The organism is Bradyrhizobium sp. sBnM-33 (genome assembly GCF_032917945.1).
GTDB lineage: Bacteria > Pseudomonadota > Alphaproteobacteria > Rhizobiales > Xanthobacteraceae > Bradyrhizobium.
In genome coordinates, this window is the sequence record NZ_CP136624.1 from 2696184 (window position 1) to 2715607 (window position 19424).

Here is a 19424-nt window from a genome sequence, read left to right on the forward strand (position 1 = left end):
TGCTTTTGTCTCAGGCAATGGTTCGTCGATTTGCCATCGAGCTGAGGCCGTTCAGGCTTTGAAGTTCCATGGCATGAGCTGGTCGATGTTAGAGATCGGCCAGCCTTGAGCAATGCGCTCAAGGGTCTGCGTGAGCCAGGCGTGTGGATCGACATCGTTCATTTTTGCGGTTTGCAAAAGCGTGGCGAGGGTTGCCCAGGTCCGACCGCCGCCAGCGGATCCTGCGAACAATGCATTTTTCCGAGTAATTGTTTGCGGTCGGATGGCGCGCTCGACAATGTTGGAATCGATTTCGACCCGAGGCTGCAGTTCGAAGCCAATTTTGCCCATCCATTGCGCCATCAGCGAACGGTCCAGCTCGACCTGGTCCCGCGCATAGATGGCTTCCTGCTGATAAAGCGGCAGACCATCGGCATATTTGGAGACGGCGATTTGGGCCAGAAGCGCCTCGGTGGGGATGCCGCTCTCGATGATATGGGGTGGCGCCGGCGCCTGGATCACGCCGTCGCGATTCCTGTAGGCGTATTTCGGGCGGCGCGTGACGATCACCCCGAACTTCGCCGGCATCACGTCCAGACGCTCCGACACGTCCTCGCCGATCAGAACCTTCTCCAGCCCCTCGCAGCTTGCGGGAATCTCAGGTTCGATGACAATCTCAACCCGCTCCAGATGAGCCGCGAAGCCCTTCCGCGGACGCCGCGCACGTTTCGGCTTGTCCTCAACGGCGCTGTCGAGCTCAGCTTCGATCGCCGCCATGCCGGTCTTTATTTCGTCGAACACGAAGGCGTGCTGCTCGTCGCTCAATGTCGCGCCGCGCAGACGCTCCGAGCGAGTGCCGTACCGCGACCGCTCCAGCATCCTCACGATCGCCGTCAGCGTCGCGATCCGCTCGTCAGCCGTCTTGTTCGCCACTTCGAGATGGCTGGTGCGTGCCTCCAGCAGCGCCCTCTGTTTGGCCATGGCGACGATCATCGCCTTGAGCGCGTCAACGTCGTCGGGAAGCTCTGCAACGGCCATCGTCATCGCCGCCATCAGAGCATGTTCGCGGTCGGTTTCCCAAACTTTCCAAAGGCCTGATTCAAAATGCCACAGATTTTTCAGCCCATCGATTGCGGCCGCTTCACAGCCACCGGTCGGACCTTCTTCCAGTCCAGCCATCGACCAGCGCAAGCAACTGCGCGTGGTTCAACCGCACCGTGACCGGCCCAATCCGGGGCCAGCAGAACTGCGTTTCCTCAAGCGTCTTGGCGAACAGACATACTCCTGTACCATCAAACCAAACCGCCTTGATCCGGTCTGCTCTTTTCGAACGGAAGACGTAGAGCGCGCCACTGAATGGATCAGCGCCGCCGTCCCGCACCAGAGCCATCAAGCCGGTCGCCCCCTTGCGGAAGTCAACCGGTGTGCTCGCTACATAAACCTGCACGCCGGCCGGGATCATGCCTTGCGAACCGCCCGGATCACGTCGGCAAGCCGGGCAGGCTCGACGTCGCCGCCGGCGCGAACCACCACATCGCCGATAACGATTTCTACCAAGTCGCTCCGCATCGCATCAAAGCGCGCGAACTTGACCGGCTTGTTCGCCGCTGCTGCCAATGGCACAACCACTCCAGAGGCCTTCGCCTTGCGACGCCACGCGAAAAGCTGCGACGGATCGAGCCCATTTGATCGCGCAATCGCCGATACATTTGCTCCCGCAACCAACGTCTCTCCCACGATCCTGGCCTTCTCCTCCTCCGACCATGACCTGTAACTGCGCGCCGGACTGTTCGACAGCCGCACAGGGCTCGCCGTGAGAACCTCGAAGCTTCTGCTATCAGACATACGTTCGCTCACAGGAGTCTCCTTACAAATCACAAGGAGATTCTCTGCTGTTCGAACACGCCGCGCTATGCGGGGTCTCCTACCTTTCAATTACCCATAATTTTTGCCTCGATCGCGGCTCCCAGTTCGATGTCGGTCAGCCGCGATAGTCCTCGCCAGATCACGGTATTTCCTGGAGGCGGATCGTTGGCTCGGGCCAAGTACCCGCCGAGCCGCGCGATCTTGACCACATAGTGCGAGAGTGTGCTTCGTCGAGAGCGATTGCCATCCCTGTCTTTCACCAAGTGATCAAGAAGCCTGATTTCAGGATCTGTCAGCGCCGTTTGCGGTAGGGCATTCGGCGAGGAACGATTGAGCATCGTCATCCAGAAGACGCGCCAACTCACAATGCAGAAAACCGCGATCAGATTGACCAGACGCTCAGCGGTTCGCAATTTCGACTCCTCCGCCTTGCAGCCCGATTTGAGGATCTTATGGAAGACCTCGATCTTCCACCTCAACCCGTACCATTCGATCTTCTCGATGGCGTCCTTGCGCGATTGGACCGGGAGATCGGTGAGGAGCTTCCACTCGATCTTCTTTCGCCGCTTCGGCCTTCCCCGCTCTTGAGCATGGATCACGGTCAGAGTGAGTGCGGGATATTTCTTCTGCTTGCCGATCGGCGGCAGAATTCGAAGCTTGCGGAAACGAATTTCGAGAAGCGCTTCATCCGGATCGCCTTTGTCGTCCTTGAACTTGATCCGATGTAGGCCTTTGACCGTGACCTCGTCCATTTCGTCGGCAATTGTATGATTGCCGTCCCCGGCAAGCCGATCAACACAGGTTCGCACCAGGAAATGCGTTCCAACCTCCTCGGCCAGGCAAAACAGCTCATAGATGTCGCTCTCGCGATCACCAATATGAACGCATCGTGCAGGGGCAGCGAGAAGTTCGGTCGATTGCCGTAAATTCTCCAGCCAGCGGATGCTCTCCTTCTGCTCGATAGGAACCCGTGTCGGATTGATCTTTCGCTTCAGCGCCGTCGTCCCCTTGAACTTCTTGCGTGTCCAGAACTTGATTGCCGCCAGTCCGAACGGAAGCCCCTCGGTCGTCACGGCGAGGCTCGAATGCATCAGGATGCCGCACTGCGTGCGCCCTGCCGTCTTGCCCGTAAAGCCAATCAGATCCGGCTTCTCGCGCTTGAAGCTGAATTCCGTCGTGTCATGGAGGACGAGGATCGGTCCCTCCGTCGTCGCTGCGCGCCCGCGCGTCGCCTCGAAATGACCGCAAAGAATATCCGCCTCGTTGACCCGTTCGTTGGAGAAGAAGCGATAGGCGGCCTTCGTGTTGGCCCAATCCTGACAAACCAGCGGGATGCTTTGACCCATGTCGCTCCCGATTTGTGCGAGCAATTTGCAGAACCGGCGGCCAAGCCGCTCATCCTTAAACTCGCATCCCGCAGTTTCCCGATCAACCCACGTCTCGACACCCGTCGTCACTCGCTGAGAACGTGCCTCCGCGCATTCCGTCAACACCAGCCCCATCGCGCACCCCACACTTCCGAATCAGGTGCTCAACAAGGAATCACAACAGATTCTGCCGATTCAAGATTTCGCCCGCGGCGCGTCGTTCAAATCCGACGTCAAATGTGGGTAATTGAAAGGTCTCCTACGCCCTTACGAATGATCTCCGTCGAGGGCTCGAACACGCTGAAGAGCTTGTCCTCTGCCCGCGTATTGCCGCGGAAGATGCGTTCCCGGGCCTGCCGCATCACCTGCCGTACCAGCGGCATCATCGCTTCCAGCTCCTGCCGCAAGCCTTGCAGCGCCAGCCGCTTCAAGATGCCCCTGGCCCGCTTCACGCCGGTGGCGATCTCATGGGAGAAGCGCTTCGCTTGCCCCACCACACGGCTCGTCGAGTTCAACAGCCGCCGGTAGCCTTGCTTGAGCTTCTCGTGATTGAGCGGTCCTTTGGCACGTGCGGTTCGCGAGATATCGAGCAGGCGCAGTTTTACGCTTCGCGTTCGGTCGCGCAGTTTTGTTCCGGCCGTGCCGACGATCTTGGTGACCTTCTTCATGGTGCGGATCAACACCCTGACCCCGTCGCCCAGCAACATGCTGTCGGTCGGGTAGTGGATGTTGGTCTCCACCACCGTCGTATCCACGCGCATTCTGCGTCCCTGCGTCACCCCTTGTTGCTGCGCGATTTGCACGATCCGGTCGTGGATCTGCCTGATTGTTTCCGGATCCACAGCCAGGCCCCAGCGCCCCATCGTCTTGGCGTCCGGCGTCTTGCCGCCGCCCACCCGGGTGAAGTCGCGGTACACCAGGTTGGCGCGCACTTCGCGTTCCAGCACGTGATAGCTCCAGTTGCGAACGTGCTTGAGGATCAACAATCGCAACACCACCTCGGCCGGCGCCCCCAGCCGACCACGACTCTTGGGATGTCGTCTCGCCAGCGCCTCGTACACCGCACCGACGATCTGTTCATCCGCCAGAACCCGGTCAGCATGGGTCATCCAGCCTTCGCGAAGATCGATCACTTCCCCGGCGATCAAGCCGTCGCCGAAGCTCAGTTGCGCTCTGCGCATCTCAATCACGTTTCTTCCTCCCCCGCGGCAGCGCCGCATCAGGGCGCAGCAGGTGGTGATTGAGCTCGCAGATCGCCTCGATCGCGTCTTTCAGCTTCTGGTAATTGTCCAGCCAACGGCGCACCTCGGCAACGCGCTCGCGCCGCACGCTGAACTGACGCACGCGTCCGCCCGCATAGCTTACCGTCAGGACATGCACCTGGTGCCCTTCGCCGCGCGCGCATTTCTGGCAGCCGCTCTTATGACGAACCGTGCGCTCCAGCAGCGAGCCGCGCAGCAGTTCGCCAGTGACCGGTAGCTTGTCGACAAGCTTCTCACGCGTTTGAAGGGCTCGATCACGAATCATTCATAAGAATGAATCAACGCTGCCGCTTCAAGTCAACGCCAATCCGTCCGACCTTGCAGTTTTCGCCACAGCGAGCGATTCTGGCAGCCGCACAAGGCCGCCGATTTTTTGCGCCGGAAAGTAGCTAAGCTAGATAGAATGGATTATGATGGCGTGCGAATGAGGTCTATGGATGCAGGCCGGCATTCCCTAACTAGACGAATGCCGGACTCGACGCACGAAGATACTTTGCTGTCTTCCTCGCCCGTCGCTATCGTCTGTACAGTGATGCTGGATGGTAAGTTATCAGACTGGAGCGAGTTTTGCTGCGTGAAGAGGAGAGGGGAACGCTAACCACTGGCGCAATGATGGTCAAAGTGCGAGGCTCATATCCCGGACAAGATATTGTACGTCCAGCCGATCTGCCTAACTACTTTAATCAACTAAAGAATGTAGCCAATGACTGCAGATTTGGGTGCCGATCTGCATCGCTCCGGCATTCTCGTGCTCCGCGTCGTCCCAGAACTAAACCGTTTGCACGGTTGCGTGGTATAGGAAACCTGACAAGGTTGGTGCGCCGAACAACTTGGGTTTGGAACGGAAGAATCGACAGTGCTGCGCCAGTCAACCTGGAAGAGAGTGCTTCGCCATCTTCTTAGGGCGCGTTTTGGCTTCAACACATGGTTGGGAATAGGGATGTTGTTCAAGCTGAAACAAATGGACCGAAGAAGGCATCCTGAAGAGCGGAACATGGGGCAGTGATCCAAATCAGAGCATCGTCAATAATCGATGCTCGAAATTCCGGCCCACCAGCCTGTCGCGCGCGATCACGAGACACTCCACCGTGCCTGCCTCTTGGTCGGCGGCAAGCGGAATAACGCCTTCCTTGTGTATGCGATCAAATAGCAATCCTTCATCGACAAAACAATCAAGTGCCGTTTGGAGGGAGTTTAGTCGGACGTTCCGCACAGATGAAATCACGTAGGAATGGGACCAGTCGGCTCCTAGCAACCGGTCAGCAATGCTGTGCAGTACCGAGCCACCGCCCCACCGACCGTTCGCTTCATTAAACAGCAGCCGCCCGTCGATCGAGAAAATGGCATCTATATTGATCATTCCGCGGTAACCCAAGGTCCGCGCAAGCTCCACAAATCGATAGGCGTGCGCGTAAGCGGTCGAGTACTGCTCATTGCTCAAGTCGCTTGGAAGCTCTAGACCAGTCCAGACGAGAGCTCTTTCGGCCCGACCTTCGCTTCCATGCAGACGTATGTTTCCACTGTTGACGTATGCGATTGAACCATTTTCCTCGATTTCGAACTCAAGGTAGAACAGAGAACTGGCCAAGTGGTATGATTCTACGACCACTGTTTTACACGAGGGGGTTGTCATCTCAGACCAAAGTGCATCAGGATCAAACGACGGCCAAAGGACCCGGCGGGTCTCCCTTGCCCCAGGTAGTGGAGCGCTCCCCTTGCCGGTTAATATGACATTTCCAACCCCGCCGGCTCCATTGTCTAATTTTACAATGACGCTGCCGGTTTCAAGCCTTAGGGAGTTGACCGCTCTGAACAATTCTTCTGAGCTTGTTGCTATGCATCCACTGGGCAACGGAAGCGTGACACTTGTTGCCAATTGACGGAAGTGGCTCTTGCGGTTCAATAGATCAGGGCCTCGCTGCAGAGCGAAGTCGTTCCCTTTCTGCTGTATGCCGAGCATCGCCGCTAAGCGCGCAACGCCTTCAGTAGAGTAGCAAGCACAGAGTTTCCAATGTGTTTTCTCACGAATGTGGCGTCGGATTTGTTCAACAATTGTATTGGACTGCAGAGTGAAATCACTAAGGACCCGGGTCTCGTGCGCGTTTTCTGGCACGAGCACCAAGACGGTCGATGGGTCGAACCTTAGCGTCGCGCCAACGTAGCGTAGCAGATCAGTTGGGATCGCTACCGGAGAGACAATTAGGTCGCCCGCTTGTGCAAACCATACGGAGCGCCAGGCTGACTTGGCGGCAAGCGAAAGTTGGATTGCCGTCAGATCGGCACCCGACATTTGGGCGGTACCGGCGTTCATAATTAGGATCCGCGGCATCAACGAGCTCCGTGGTACTTGGCATATCGGTCCGGCACTACGATGAACGTGCGGAAGCGTATTCATGTAGGTACAGTTGTTCGAAACGACTTCAGTGAGCTAGAGACATAAGTTCGCGTGCAGGCGGCAAGAGAAATATTGCCAACGCCCAATCCGCGATATTCATTTGGTGCCTCCTTACCGACTTGATTGCGCATCGAGCTCTTTGAGCATAAAATGCTGGATCTTGCCCAACCCCGTTCGCGGCAATTCTTCCGTGAAAATGATTTCGCGCGGCACTTTGAAACGGGCGAGCTGCGACTGCATATGCGCGGTCAGTGCTTCCGCTTCAATCCGCACGCCCGACTGCCTGATCACATAGGCGACTGGTACTTCATCCCAGCGCGAATCGGGCCGACCGACGACAGCGCATTCTGCGACATCGGGATGCTCCATAAGCACACGCTCGACTTCTGCCGGATAAACGTTTTCCCCGCTGGAAATGATCAGATTCTTCTTGCGATCATGGACCCAAAAATACCCATCAGCATCGCGGCGGCCGATGTCGCCAGTGTGATACCAGCCGTTATGCAGCGCCTCGCGCGTTGCTTCTTGATTGCCCCAATATTCGCAGAAAACATTAGGCCCGCGCACTGCGATCTCGCCCAGGGTGCCTGGCGGCAGCTTGTTGCCCCCATCATCGATGATTGCCGCTTCGCAGAAAAGGCCGGGCAGGCCAGTCGTACCCTCACGCGAGAGATCACCGCCGAGTCTCGTATAGACAGAAATTGGGCAGGTCTCCGTGGAGCCATACACCTGCAGCACTGGTACGCTGCGTGCGACAAAGCGTTCGATCAGGTGCTGCGGCACCATGGTTGAGCCGGTGGAAATTGCTCTGAGTGAGCTTAGGTCGGTGGTCGACCACTTGGGATGCTCGGTCAGGCCTTGAATCATGGCAGGAACCAGCACGGCCAGAGTTGGCCGTTCGCGCTCGAACGCAGCGAGCGTCGCCTCTGGCGTAAACCGCGTGTGGATCGTAACCGTCGCGCCGTGATGCAACGCTGGCGTCGTCTGGATATTGAGGCCACCCACGTAGAACAGCGGCAACACTGTCAAGACATGGTCAGCCGAGGTGAGGCCATGCATGTGCTGACTCATAACCCCATTCCACAGCAAGGCCTCTTGGCGCAGCACAGCCCCTTTCGGCCGCCCTGTCGTGCCCGAGGTATAGACGATCAGAAGTGGGCAGGATAGGTCCGTGTACAAATTGCGACCATCGCCGCGCCCTCGGTCTAGAAGGCCATCCCATTTGCTTCCGCCGAGGGGCGCAAAATCCAAGCCGACGACAAAGATATCCGGCAGTTGCTCCGCCAGCGCCGGCAGGAGTGCCTCGAAGGCGTGTTCGATCACCAGCACCTTGGCGGCGGCGTCGGACAGGATGAAGAGCTGCTCGGCGACCGCAAGCCTCCAGTTCAATGGCACGAGCATTGCGCCGAGCCGCGCGCAGGCATAGAGCAGCACCAGATGGTCAGGCCGGTTAAGGCTGAGGATCGCGACGCGATCGCCTCTCTCGACACCGAGCTGGCTTTTTAGGGCGCGCGCGACCTGCTCGATCCGTTGATTGAAGATCGCGTAGCTTAAGGTCTCGCCCTCGAAATTGATCGCGGGCTTGTCGGGAGTGAACGCCGCGTTGCGCTCAATCAGCGTGCAGAGATCAACCATCAGTCTTCCGTTTTCCCTGGCTTGCACAGTACTTGCCTCCCGAAGCGGCCAATGAGAGCTCCTCTACGTCGCTCGGAAGGTGTCGATTACGGCTTTATTGTCTTAGATGAGGGGCCTTCCGTCAGGTATCTGCAAAAGAGTTCAGCTTGTGACGATCTCGTGAGGCTCAGGTAGGGTGGATGTAATCCGGAGACTTAAAGTGTAGGCTCTTGCTCACGTACTTCAGTGTTGCTCGACAGGGGCTGCGTGCATCAGACAATGGTGATAAGCGCACCATGACGAGAGTTTCCTGCGCGATCTTCTCAATACAGGCTCGCCACACATATAGGCGGCTCCGGCATGTCCACCTTTGAGGCCGACAATGGCCCGGCATTGGCCTTGAGTGTGATTGACTAGCAAGATCTTCCTGGAGCCGTCAGGTCTTTTCACATGCCGCTCCGAGATACCGGGCAATCTCTTGCGATGTCGCGCCGATCGTGACGAGCGAAATTTGCCGCCACAGCTCCTTGGGAGCTTCTGCAGCCCAATCGACCTTTATGCGTTTGCGCGATCTTGTCGCCATACCAGCTCCCAGGGATCTGTGCGGACAGAACAAAACACGCTTCTCGGATTGAGCGCGGCGCGGCCGGAAGCCGGCGCCACCTACTTTGAGATCGTACAATTTGACGCCACGTGCGATTCAAGTCCTATTTGGGCGGCCGTCGTGTGAATATGTTCAAACTCCTAAGCCTCCGGGAGCAGCGATGATACGAAAACTGAAAAAGCACCGCCATTTCCTGATAGGATCTGGGCCGAGCCGGGCTAGCGTTGCCAGCGCCAAGGCCTTAAGGCGCCGTCTTAGTGAGCGGCGCAGCTGATGCGTGTCGGGTTCCCATTCAGGGCTGATCTTCTGGCCGCCATCATGCTGTTCGCCTCTGGGTAAGAAGCCGAGCTGCCAAAGGAGTCGCTATCGAGACAGATTAGGGACGAGTGTCACTTGCATGCAGGGCACTAACTCAGGATGCGAGCTGCTTCGGATCTTTCTGATCAGAACCTTCTTTCGATGTGTGCGCGAATTGCATTTACTTTAGCGTCAATCCAGCCGCGCTCGCGTGCGCTTGCGACCATCTTGGCGTAGGCTGCTTCCCAGGTTTTGTTGTCCTTGGGGCAGCCAGGCAGGATAGGCACTAAATAGGCATCAGCGCATTGTCGTGGTCAACGAGCGTGATCCCTTTCAAGTCTGAAGGCTTAGCGGCATACGGGCCCTTCAAGACGAGCTTAAACCCGCAAAAATCGAAGGGCTCCGCCATTTGCACTCCCCTCTCGGGCAAGTATTCTATCATCATAACTCGGCTCCTTCATTGTGGCTCTCAACATAGCCTTAGCCGTAGGGTGTCGTTACGAATGGCGACATTGCGGTGAAAACCTGCACTCAGCCGTACAGTAACGTTCGAAGTTCGCCACGGAAGTTGATGAGTGGATTGCCTTGAGCTGATCGCGTCGCGACAATCCGGCCGATAAAGATCCCCATGGGTGCCGACGAGTTGGTGGTGATGCAAGACGCATTCGAGCACACAAACTGCGCTTTGCAGAACCGGTACGTCAAGAACGCCCTGATCCCATGGCGCTGTATCGAAACTTGGACAGCGTTTGCGCCATGCCGGCCGGCGAAACGCAGTGCGAGGTCCTGCTGATTGCCGCCGAGAAGACTCACGCCAAAAAGTGCCGTTGGCGAGTATCGCGTCGTGAGTTTCGGAACTGGCATTAATGCAGACCAGCAAGCAGGGCGGCTCCATGCAGATCGAAGTAATAGAACTGACCGTTAACCCTCGCCGTCGGACGGCCGTTCCGGTCGCTACAATGGAGACGCCGCTCGCCAGATTTCGCATGGCTTGGCGAAACTCGATCGCCTCGATGGACTGAATATCGCTGATCCGGGGAGGCGATTGGCAGCTCATAGCCCAGCTCCGGAGTGGCGTTTGACCTCGAACTTTTGAACTATGCGGAGATTGCGTTGGTCGCGACTCTCGAACTTGCTTCCGCGCAGTGCGGGTTTGATCGCACCGATAATCTGACTGCTCCACAGCATGATCTGGCGATGCGGCTAAACACAATCGGTGGCTCCGCTTGGATGATAGCGTTCAGCGTGCCTTTGCGTCAGATCGAATACGTTCCGCGTCCTCGTCGCGTAGCGACAGCGAAGGCGGCCCGTACGTCCGAAGGGCTGGCGGTCCGTGATCTGTCTGCGCGTGGCGTCATTCACTGCGAATCGTTCCTCGGTGGTGATATGGGCATGGCCGCCGCGCCGCCTTGTTTTCCGATACTGTTGAAAAGGCGCTCTTTCCCGAAGAGAAGACGCTCATCCAGCGTCGCGTGCAACGAAAGCCGCAGCTCGGGCGAGATCGAGTCGTCTGTATCGATCACCTCACGAAACTTACGAAACATGAGTTCGATCGTTGCGATCGATCCGAGTACCGTGATCATCCGCCAAGACATCATTGTTTGTCTCCTTCGCGGTACCGCGAAGCGCGAGTCCCCGAGTCGCCTGTCTTTTCGACGATCTCGGTGGTGCGCTTCGCACCGGCTCTGGCAATCTGAGTGGCCGTCGATCTTTCAGGCGCCGCCCTAGCCTCGATTAGCTCAGCAAGATTGATACGGTACGCATCCTGCAGCCTGATAAGCGCTCTGCTCCGAGCATAGACTGCCCTCATCGGCCTCGAGTTGTGAAAACTTTCCATGACTTTGCTCTAACCGTCTCAGGCTAATGCACCGCTATTTCGTGCAAACGGTGCATTTCGCCCCACCATCACCGGCCGCACTTCTCGGCCGTCGTCAAATGCAGGGGAGACCCACCGGCTCGGTGCTGATTGAGTTGCGCGGACCTTCTGGATGCTGACTAGCCGTCGCCAACAGCGGCGATACCTCACTATCGTTTGAGGCGAGCCGTATTCGGAGCGAAGCGAGCTCGGCTTGGAGACTTTGCGCGCCATCACTGCACTCCGGTCGAAACCGCCGCCTCGCGCGAGAGCAGCGCGCGGGTCGCCGCCGTCACGTCAGCCTGCCGCATCAGACTTTCTCCGACCAGGAAGGTCGAAATGCAAAGCCGCGAAAGACGCAGAACATCGCCCGGGCCGCAGATACCGCTTTCGCCGACGATCAGGCGATTCTTCGGTATGAGCGGCGCCAGCGCCTCGCTGGTCGTAAGCGTGGTCTCGAAGGTGCGCAGGTTGCGGTTGTTGATGCCGATCATCGGCGAGCGAAGTTTTAGCGCCCGATCGAGCTCGTCGCGGTCATGGATCTCGATCAGCACATCCATGCCATGGGCCAGGGCCGCAGCCTCGATCTCGCGAGCGGTTTCGTCGTCGAGCGCCGCCATGATGATCAGGATGCAGTCGGCCCCCTGAGCGCGCGCTTGCACCACCTGATAGGTGTCGAACATGAAGTCCTTGCGCAGCACCGGCAGATATGTTGCCGCTCGCGCTGCCATCATGAAATCAGGGTGCCCCTGAAAGAAGGGCGTATCCGTCAGCACCGACAGGCAGGCCGCGCCGCCCGCTTCATAGGCCCTGGCAAGCGAGGGCGGATCGAAGTCGCCCCGGATAAGGCCCTTGGAGGGAGAGGGCTTCTTGATCTCGGCGATCAGCGCATACTCATCTGCTGCGTGCTTGTTGCAGATGGCGGCGAGAAAACCCCGCGGGGGCGGGGCCCCCCGCGCGAGCGCTTCGACCTCTGAAAGCGGCAAGGCGCGCTTGGCGGCTGCGATCTCTTCGCGCTTGTAGGCCTCGATCTTGGTCAAAATGTCGGACATCGGTCAGCTCGGCTGTCAGTCGTTAGAGATTGCGACTAGATGTTTCAATCGCGCCGCCGCGGCACCGCTATCAAGCGACTTCTGCCCAAGGGCGACGCCTTCCTTCAAGGATTTGGCACGGCCGCCCCCGTTCAATGCCGCGGCCGCATTGAGAAGCGCGATATCGCGATACGGGCTTGGGGCGCCGTCGAGCACGCTTTGCAGCGCGACTGCATTGGCATCGGCATCGCCGCCCTTCAGCCCCACGCTGCCGCAGCGGGGGAGGCCGGCCCTGTTCAGGGGGCACTTCGAAGGTGCGGATCTCGCTTGTCTCAATCGAGGCAACAAAGGTCGGCCCGGTCAGGGTGATCTCATCGAGTCCGTCCGAGCCGTGCACCACCCACACTGACTCAGCGCCAAGATTCTTCAACACCTGCGCCAAGGGCAGCACCCACTGCCGCGAAAACACTCCGACTATCTGTCGCTTGACGCCGGCCGGATTGCACAGCGGTCCGAGTAGATTGAAGATGGTGCGGGTAGCGAGCTCAATCCGGGTAGGGTGAACGTGCTTCATGGCGGGATGATGGACCGGCGCAAACATGAAGCCGATGCCGGCTTCGTGCACGCAGCGAGTGACGTCTTCAGGGGTGATGTCGATCCTCACGCCGAGCGACGCCAAGACGTCGGCAGCGCCCGAGCGCGAGGACAGTGCGAGATTGCCATGTTTGGCAACCCTCACGCCAGCACCAGCGACGATGAAAGCGGCGCAGGTCGACACGTTGACCGAGCCCGAAGCGTCGCCGCCAGTGCCGGCAATGTCGACGGGATCGTGCGGCGCACTGACTCGCAGCATCTTACTCCGCATCGCGGAAGCGGCGCCGGTAATCTCTTCCACCGTCTCGCCGCGCACCCGCAGCGCCATGAGAAGTCCACCCATCTGCGCGGGTGTGGCTTCGCCTGACATCATGCTGTCGAAAGCGGATGCCGCTTCCTCGCGGGTCAGCGTGGCGCCGCCGGCGACTTTGCCAATATTCGAGTTGAAGGCGTTCATCGTGCTTTCGAACGTGCTAGCTGTTGCTAGTGGCAGCGGTTGCGTGGGCGAAGGCGACCTCGTTGATCGATGAGCCGATCCCGATGGTCCAGCTTGGTGACGAGGGCGGGGGGCCGCTTGTCGCACAACATGCTTGAAGACTCTCTTTTGGCTCTTCTCTCGTCCGATGCGAACTCGACAAACGGCACGATCTCGCAGCTTTCCGGCTTCATCAGTGGGAAGTCAATTCGAATAGGCGTCAGTTCCAAGCCTGAAATCATGTGCACGGCAACCCCGCTGCCGCGTTAGCCGATAACCATTGCTTGCGTGGTGTAGGTTTGGTCATAATTGGTTTCCAAGCCTACAACCTGACGCAGCGTAAGGTTCAACCCCCTTCAGTGGCTTGGCTGAACATTATTCCAGTATTCCATTGTGCCGCTTCCTGAGGTACGAGGAAACAAGCGGCCACATGCAGGCCGCCGCAATCGTGGAAAACCCTTCCCAGCGCAGTCTGACTGATATGAGAACACTCACTGCGGGCGTTTCCAGACAGACGTGCTCAAGATCCCCTATGGGCGCAAAGAAGAAGAATTGAAAAACGGCAGCCCGATACGTGCCCCAGCCGACTTGTTCTGCAATGCCGACGTTTATTGCACCCAAGCGACGCGCGCGGTGAGGTGAGCGGAGCCGACATCGCGACATTGCAGATCCCGCCGCAACTCCTAGCCGCGTCCACGTGATTGCACGAAGCGGCGGATAGAGCATGTCGTCCAATGTGGAATAGATGCGGTTCAGAGTCCCCGAGCTTATGCACTATTCTTGATTGTGGCCTCCTCGAGTGCTCGCCGTACTGCGGCGCAAGAGGTTGCGGTACGGAAATAGTTAGCTAAACGCACATCGCGCGAGCTATCGCCAAATTTTGGTGACGGCCGAGCCGGTCAGGCGGCGGCGGTTATGGGCTGACGGTCAGTCGGTTTGGCGATGACCTCGATCCCGTCGTTGAATGTCACACCGAGAACGAGTTTTGGCAACTGGTTGTGGCCATCGAGACGACGCCAGCTTTTCTGCGCGGCCTCCAGCAGTTTGAAGACCATCGCGAGCGCCGTCCTGTTGGACAGGCAACCCTTCGATCGGATCGTGCGGTGGCGCACGGTAGCGAAGGTGCTTTCAATGGGATTGGTCGTCCGCAGGTGCTTCCAGTGCTCGGCCGGGAAGTCGTAGAACGCCAGTAGCGTGTCCCGGTCCTTACTCAGGCAGTCGGCCGCCTTCTCGTATTTGGGCGTGTAGCTCTCGATGAAGGCGTCGAACGCCAACTCGGCGGCGGCCTTGGTTTCGGCCATCCAGATCTCCTGCAACGCGCGTTTGGCCTTCGGCTGCTGACTCTTCGGCAACTTGGCGAGCACGTTCGCGGTCTTGTGCACCCAGCAGCGCTGCTCGCGCGTTTTCGGCCAGACCTCGCCGGCGGCCTTCCAGAACCCGAGTGCGCCATCGGCAATGACGAGCCGCGGCGACACCTCGAGCCCGCGCCGCTTTAGATCGAGCAGCAGATCGCGCCAGTCCTGCGCGCTCTCGCGGGCGCCATCGGTGAAGCCGACCAGTTCCTTGCGGCCTTCCGGCGTCGCGCCGATCAGCACCAGGATGCACTGCTTTTCGTCTTCGAGACGTGCCTGGAGATGGATGCCATCGGCCCAGATGTAGACGTAGCGCTTCGCCGACAGATCGCGCCTCTGCCACGCGGTGTGTTCGTCAAGCCAACCGTCCTTCAGGCGGCCGATGGCGGATGCCGACAACCCAGCGGCATCCTTGCCGAGCAGCGCCGCCAGCGCCTCGGAGAAGTCGCCGGTGGAGATACCCTTCAGGTAAAGGATCGGCAGCAGCGTCTCGATCGATTTCGAGCGGCGCATGTAGGGCGGCAGGATCGACGGAGAGAACCGGATGCGGTCGGGGCAGGTCACGTCCGCCTCGCGATCGCGCACCCGCGGCTGGCGGACGGCGACCGGACCGATCCCGGTCATCACCTCGCGCTCCGGCAGGTGACCGTGGCGCACGACCCGCTGGTGGCCGTCTGCGGTCTTCAAATCGGCATGCTTGCCGAGAAAGTCCGCGACCTCGGCCTCAATCGCCTGGGCCAACAGAGTACGTGCCCCAGTACGTAGGATTTCCGTGAGTTGATCGACGACGTTCGTTGGCTGAATCAGCTGGATGATGTTATCTTTGGACACGGCATATCGCTCCTTTGGTGGAGAAGTGGAGGCGTCAAGCACCCCCACGATATGCCGCCTTTCCGATTCCCGCCGTCACCAACTTTCGGCGATAGCTCCATCGCGCCGGCTCGATGCCACTCGCTCGACCTGCCGCTTCAGATCGGCCATAACGGCGTGAAGCCCGCATGACGATCAGGCACCGCCTCTCAGTCCCGCGTTTTCCGGAGCCGGGGATACAGGGTGGGCGGGCAAGGAATGGCAGGGCCCATGCGCAGGCCTCCCATTGTTTCTAAGGTGCGGACGATCGTTAGACCAGCATTCTCAAGGGCATCCAGGATAAGCCGGCGGGTCGGTTGGTGTTCGCCGGTCAGGGCGCCGTACGCCTCCTCGCGCTCAGCGAGCTTGTGCTCAGTATATTCGCCGCAGACATTGCAGGATCATCGGTCGACCGCTCCAGGGATCATGCGATGCGATTTCGCACCAGTTATCGGAGTTGCATTTCGGACACTGCATGGGCGGGGGCTCCTGGCGGGTTCTCAGCTCGCGGGCACTTGGGCAGCTTACCTCTGCAGAAGCATCGGGGGGTGTGGAGCTCGTCTCGGACATTCCAAAAGCGAATAAAGCTAGCGAGGCCAGCGCGGAAGAAAGCGAACAGACGTGGCAAACGCGCGCGGTCTTTGCAGCGCGCTAGCGGCGTGCCTTTTGGATCCTTGGTGGCTCACAAGTACTGAGCCTCGAAACCGCCCTTTCAGCTGCGGCGCAGGCGAACATTGCGAGCAAAGCGAGCGCGGCCCCCAACGCAAAGGACAGCGTTGCTGAGGCGAGGGCGCCGATAAGGCTCGGATCGATTGTGGCTCTGGTTGATATACGTTCGAGGAACGCCAAGACTGCAAGCGCAGCTCCACAGTTGATCAATATCAGAGCGCAAAGCGCAAACGGGACCGAATCGAGGGCTGCCCTTTTGACAAAGCTGCGAAGTCCGCCGTTGTGAAGGGCGCGCTGAGTATCTTCGCGGTTCGGGCCGTGATGCCATTTTCCATCTTTTACCACCTGCTCGCGACCCGAGTGTTCTTCAAGCGCTATGTGTTTGTTGGCGTTGTCCACTAAGTGTACTCCTGGACCCGCTCGGGGGGCGACGAAAACATCGATTCGGCCGCGCGCGAAGAGCGAATCCGGCCTAAGGCGATAGCCCGGTTGCGTGTTTGCGACAGCACATCGCGTTCGTTCAACGACATATCGGCATCCGATACTCATAGATCATCATTTGCGTGATGACGTCGTACGGGCACAGACCATTTCTGAAACCGTTCGCAGTGCTGCGTGAGGTTGCCAGACTTCAGCGGCTCACTGGTCCACACCGAAACTGGTTTGAAGCCCATCTCTTCTAGCTGCTTCGAGAGTGTCGACGATGGGCACATTGAAACCGGATCCGCCTGTCCTCAGATGAACTGACAACAACGCGGCCACGATTGCGATTAAAACCGTGGAGAGCGCCATCGATACCTCGCCGGTATTCGCCAGCAGCAAGCCAGCGATCCCTCACCAATGCTAGCGTTCGAGCTGCGTCATCCAAGGCGATGATGGGAGTTGTCATCAATCAAACGGCGGCTTCTGGGTGGCATTCAATCCCTCGCTTCAACGGGACGGTGTTTGTTCTGCAGTACGGGACGACGGACCGGAATCGTGGTGGTGCGGTCAGGAATCCATCAGGGGGCACACGGATATTCCTATGACGCCCAGCGATCTGTTACGGCGCCGATCGGGGATGCGCGGATTACTCTGCTCTGCTTCTGACTGTCCTCTGTATCTTGCTCTGGTAGTTTCGGTGAAACGCTTTCGCGCTCACCCTGGTCTTCCTCGCCGCAATCCTGCTCGCGATGATCTCTCCGGTCTTGTGCGACCCGTTAAGGGACGCACGCACCGCTCCGACCGCACCGCAGTCGTTGTAATCGGCGTCGATGTGCGACGGCGCGCCGAGGCTGGACATTTCTTTCGGCTTGCCGCGCCTGATCTGTGTGGGCGAACGCGATGCATGGTGACGTTGATCGAGCGGATGCCGGCAAGGAAGCGGCCGCTGGCTTCGAGCTCGGGGCCAGCGTGCGCCGCGCGCGTCAGCGCGAGCAACGCCGCGGCGAAGGTAATGCGTTTCACTTGTCTTCCTTTCCGTTCGGTGTGGAGGTAGACCGGCCGCCGATTTGAAGCCAGCCAGATCGAGGGTGGGTATAATCGGCGCCTTGCGCTTTGCGATTATCGCGCCGACTTCCATTTCATGTGCGGCTGGATCGCGCTGCTCTACCTCGATGATCCCGCCAAGGCGGCCCTGATCCGATCGCTACATTCTGAACACGCCGCAATGTGGCGCCTCAATCGGTGTATTGAGCTAAGCGCTCAGGACGACTGCGAGCGCGTTTCTGGTGTCGACAGGATCAAGAATGCCGTCGTCCCAGATTTCGGAAGTTGCATAACAGGCGCTCGATCGTTCCCGATACTCTTCCAGAATCGGCTCTCGAATAGCTGCCAACTCCTGCTCAGACAGGCGTCCACCCTCGCGGGTTAATTGTCTTGCCTTGACATGGGTGAGCACGCCTGCTGCTTGCTCTGCACCCATCGCAGAAATCTGAGACTGCGGCCAGGTGAATATAAAGCGTGGATCGAAAGCCCGCCCGGCCATAGCGAACGTCCCCGCTCCGTAGGAGCCGTTGCAAACGACCGTGAACTTGGGCACCGACGCCCCAGAGACGGCCATGATCAGCTTGGCGCCATCCTTGGTGATGCCGCGCCGTTCGTATTCGCGGCCGACCATGAAACCCGTGATATTCTGCAGAAAGAGCAGGGGCGTTCGGTTCTTGTCGCACAATTGGATGAAGTGAGCGCCCTTCAGCGCACTGTCGCTGAACAGCACACATTGTTTGCAATAACCCCGATCTGATATCCATAAAGCCGCGCGAAGCCGCACACCAGAGACTCGCCATAGAGAGACTGGTATTCGTGGACCGGGTGCCATCCACCAGACGGGTGATGATCTCCCGCATGTCGAACTGCACTCGAGGATCCCTGGGAATGATGCCGTAGAGTTCGGACGCGTCGTACGCCGGCGGTTCAGGAGAGACTCGATCCATCGAGGCTTTCGTGGCACGATTGAAGCGAGCGACATGTCCCGTGCGATGGCAATCGCGTGGATCTCGGAGCTTGCGAAATAGTCACTCGTCCCAGACACGCTGGTATGCATATGAGCGCCACCAAGCTCTTCGGCGGATACCGTCTCGCCCGTGGCGGTTTCATGACCGGGGGGCCTCCTAGAAAAATCGCGCCCGTTCCCTCCACGATGATGTTGTAGTCGCTAAGCGCCGGAACGTACGCCCCTCCCGCGGTGCAATGACCCATTGCGATGGCGACTTTGAGAGAATGGACTGATTGCGGAAGAGTCGACCCGCGTAGTATCGATCCGCGAAGAACTCCGCCTGCAAAGGCAGGAAACCACCAGCACAGTCGCACAGATGAACCACTGGCAGACAGTTCTCGATCGCTATGTCCAAGGCCCGCACGATCTTCGTGACAGACAACGGATACCATGCGCCGCCCTTCACGCTGGCGTCATCCGCGTGAACAATGACCTCGCGACCCGCTACGATGCCGATGCCGACGACCTGCGCAGCGCCAGGCACCTCGCCGTCGTAAGCCTTGTTAGCGGCTAGCGTCGAAAGCTCGAGGAACGGAGTTTCTGGATCGGGCAAAGCCTCGATCCGATCACGTACAAACAACTTGTTTTGCCGATGCAGGCGCTCAAGGTCTCGTTCAGGACGGTTGAAGCGGACGACACGTTGTCGTTCCTTCAATTCGGCCGCAAGTCGTCTATTGTGGAGTTCGTTGAGGCGGAATTCGTGAGATTTGACATCCGCTGCAGAAGCGATCCGCTGCAT

12 protein-coding genes and 3 pseudogenes are annotated in these 19424 nt (G+C 58.8%); all 15 read right to left on the bottom strand.

Annotation, left to right across the window (positions count from 1 at the left end; all coding sequences use genetic code 11):
• Positions 1-51 precede the first annotated feature (51 nt).
• The 15 genes and pseudogenes from RX328_RS12400 to RX328_RS43510 all read right to left on the bottom strand — a co-directional run bounded on the left by RX328_RS12400 (position 52) and on the right by RX328_RS43510 (position 19424).
• Positions 52-1023, bottom strand: a complete 972-nt coding sequence (locus RX328_RS12400) for an IS66 family transposase (RefSeq protein WP_213257584.1) — start codon at positions 1021-1023, stop codon at positions 52-54.
• Positions 1024-1120: 97 nt separating this feature from the next.
• Entirely contained in the window at positions 1121-1441 is a 321-nt protein-coding gene (gene tnpB, locus RX328_RS12405) for an IS66 family insertion sequence element accessory protein TnpB (RefSeq protein ID WP_213257580.1), read from the bottom strand.
• Positions 1438-1824, bottom strand: coding sequence for a transposase (locus RX328_RS12410; protein ID WP_249727389.1), 387 nt, complete (start codon positions 1822-1824; stop codon positions 1438-1440). The genes tnpB and RX328_RS12410 overlap by 4 nt, the downstream gene beginning before the upstream one ends.
• Before the next feature lie 86 nt (positions 1825-1910).
• Entirely contained in the window at positions 1911-3347 is a 1437-nt protein-coding gene (locus tag RX328_RS12415; protein ID WP_317258723.1) for an IS4 family transposase, read from the bottom strand.
• A gap of 128 nt (positions 3348-3475) precedes the next feature.
• A pseudogene (locus RX328_RS12420) lies at positions 3476-4393 on the bottom strand (transposase); the annotation flags it as partial.
• Between the two features lies 1 nt (position 4394).
• Complete coding sequence (locus RX328_RS12425) at positions 4395-4739, bottom strand: DUF6788 family protein (protein ID WP_317258724.1); 345 nt, start codon at positions 4737-4739, stop codon at positions 4395-4397.
• A gap of 747 nt (positions 4740-5486) precedes the next feature.
• On the bottom strand, positions 5487-6785 hold the full coding sequence (locus tag RX328_RS12430) for a hypothetical protein (RefSeq protein WP_249727126.1): 1299 nt from the start codon (positions 6783-6785) through the stop codon (positions 5487-5489).
• A gap of 195 nt (positions 6786-6980) precedes the next feature.
• Complete coding sequence (locus tag RX328_RS12435) at positions 6981-8504, bottom strand: class I adenylate-forming enzyme family protein (RefSeq protein WP_213255910.1); 1524 nt, start codon at positions 8502-8504, stop codon at positions 6981-6983.
• A 1349-nt stretch (positions 8505-9853) separates the two neighbouring features.
• A complete protein-coding gene (locus RX328_RS43505; protein ID WP_213255912.1) occupies positions 9854-10441 on the bottom strand; it encodes a flavin reductase family protein in 588 nt (195 codons plus the stop codon).
• A gap of 301 nt (positions 10442-10742) precedes the next feature.
• A complete protein-coding gene (locus RX328_RS12440; protein ID WP_213255941.1) occupies positions 10743-10982 on the bottom strand; it encodes a hypothetical protein in 240 nt (79 codons plus the stop codon).
• Positions 10983-11472: 490 nt separating this feature from the next.
• A complete protein-coding gene (gene trpC, locus RX328_RS12445; RefSeq protein ID WP_213255914.1) occupies positions 11473-12291 on the bottom strand; it encodes an indole-3-glycerol phosphate synthase TrpC in 819 nt (272 codons plus the stop codon).
• A gap of 15 nt (positions 12292-12306) precedes the next feature.
• A pseudogene (gene trpD, locus RX328_RS12450) lies at positions 12307-13321 on the bottom strand (anthranilate phosphoribosyltransferase).
• Positions 13322-14238: 917 nt separating this feature from the next.
• The gene (locus tag RX328_RS12455) at positions 14239-15522 is read right to left on the bottom strand and encodes an IS256 family transposase (RefSeq protein WP_213255916.1); all 1284 of its coding nucleotides are present in this window, start codon (positions 15520-15522) and stop codon (positions 14239-14241) included.
• A gap of 1326 nt (positions 15523-16848) precedes the next feature.
• Positions 16849-17031, bottom strand: a complete 183-nt coding sequence (locus RX328_RS12460) for a hypothetical protein (protein ID WP_213255925.1) — start codon at positions 17029-17031, stop codon at positions 16849-16851.
• 853 nt (positions 17032-17884) lie between these two features.
• Positions 17885-19424 (bottom strand): annotated as a pseudogene (locus RX328_RS43510) (acyl-CoA carboxylase subunit beta).

Bases quoted from the DNA above. Each gene is read 5' to 3' on its own strand.
- RX328_RS12400 (WP_213257584.1), bottom strand. From the start codon at position 1,023: ATGACGATGGCCGTTGCAGAGCTTCCCGACGACGTTGACGCGCTCAAG.
- tnpB (WP_213257580.1), bottom strand. From the start codon at position 1,441: ATGATCCCGGCCGGCGTGCAGGTTTATGTAGCGAGCACACCGGTTGAC.
- RX328_RS12410 (WP_249727389.1), bottom strand. From the start codon at position 1,824: ATGTCTGATAGCAGAAGCTTCGAGGTTCTCACGGCGAGCCCTGTGCGG.
- RX328_RS12415 (WP_317258723.1), bottom strand. From the start codon at position 3,347: ATGGGGCTGGTGTTGACGGAATGCGCGGAGGCACGTTCTCAGCGAGTG.
- RX328_RS12425 (WP_317258724.1), bottom strand. From the start codon at position 4,739: ATGATTCGTGATCGAGCCCTTCAAACGCGTGAGAAGCTTGTCGACAAG.
- RX328_RS12430 (WP_249727126.1), bottom strand. From the start codon at position 6,785: ATGAACGCCGGTACCGCCCAAATGTCGGGTGCCGATCTGACGGCAATC.
- RX328_RS12435 (WP_213255910.1), bottom strand. From the start codon at position 8,504: ATGGTTGATCTCTGCACGCTGATTGAGCGCAACGCGGCGTTCACTCCC.
- RX328_RS43505 (WP_213255912.1), bottom strand. From the start codon at position 10,441: ATGAGCTGCCAATCGCCTCCCCGGATCAGCGATATTCAGTCCATCGAG.
- RX328_RS12440 (WP_213255941.1), bottom strand. From the start codon at position 10,982: ATGATGTCTTGGCGGATGATCACGGTACTCGGATCGATCGCAACGATC.
- trpC (WP_213255914.1), bottom strand. From the start codon at position 12,291: ATGTCCGACATTTTGACCAAGATCGAGGCCTACAAGCGCGAAGAGATC.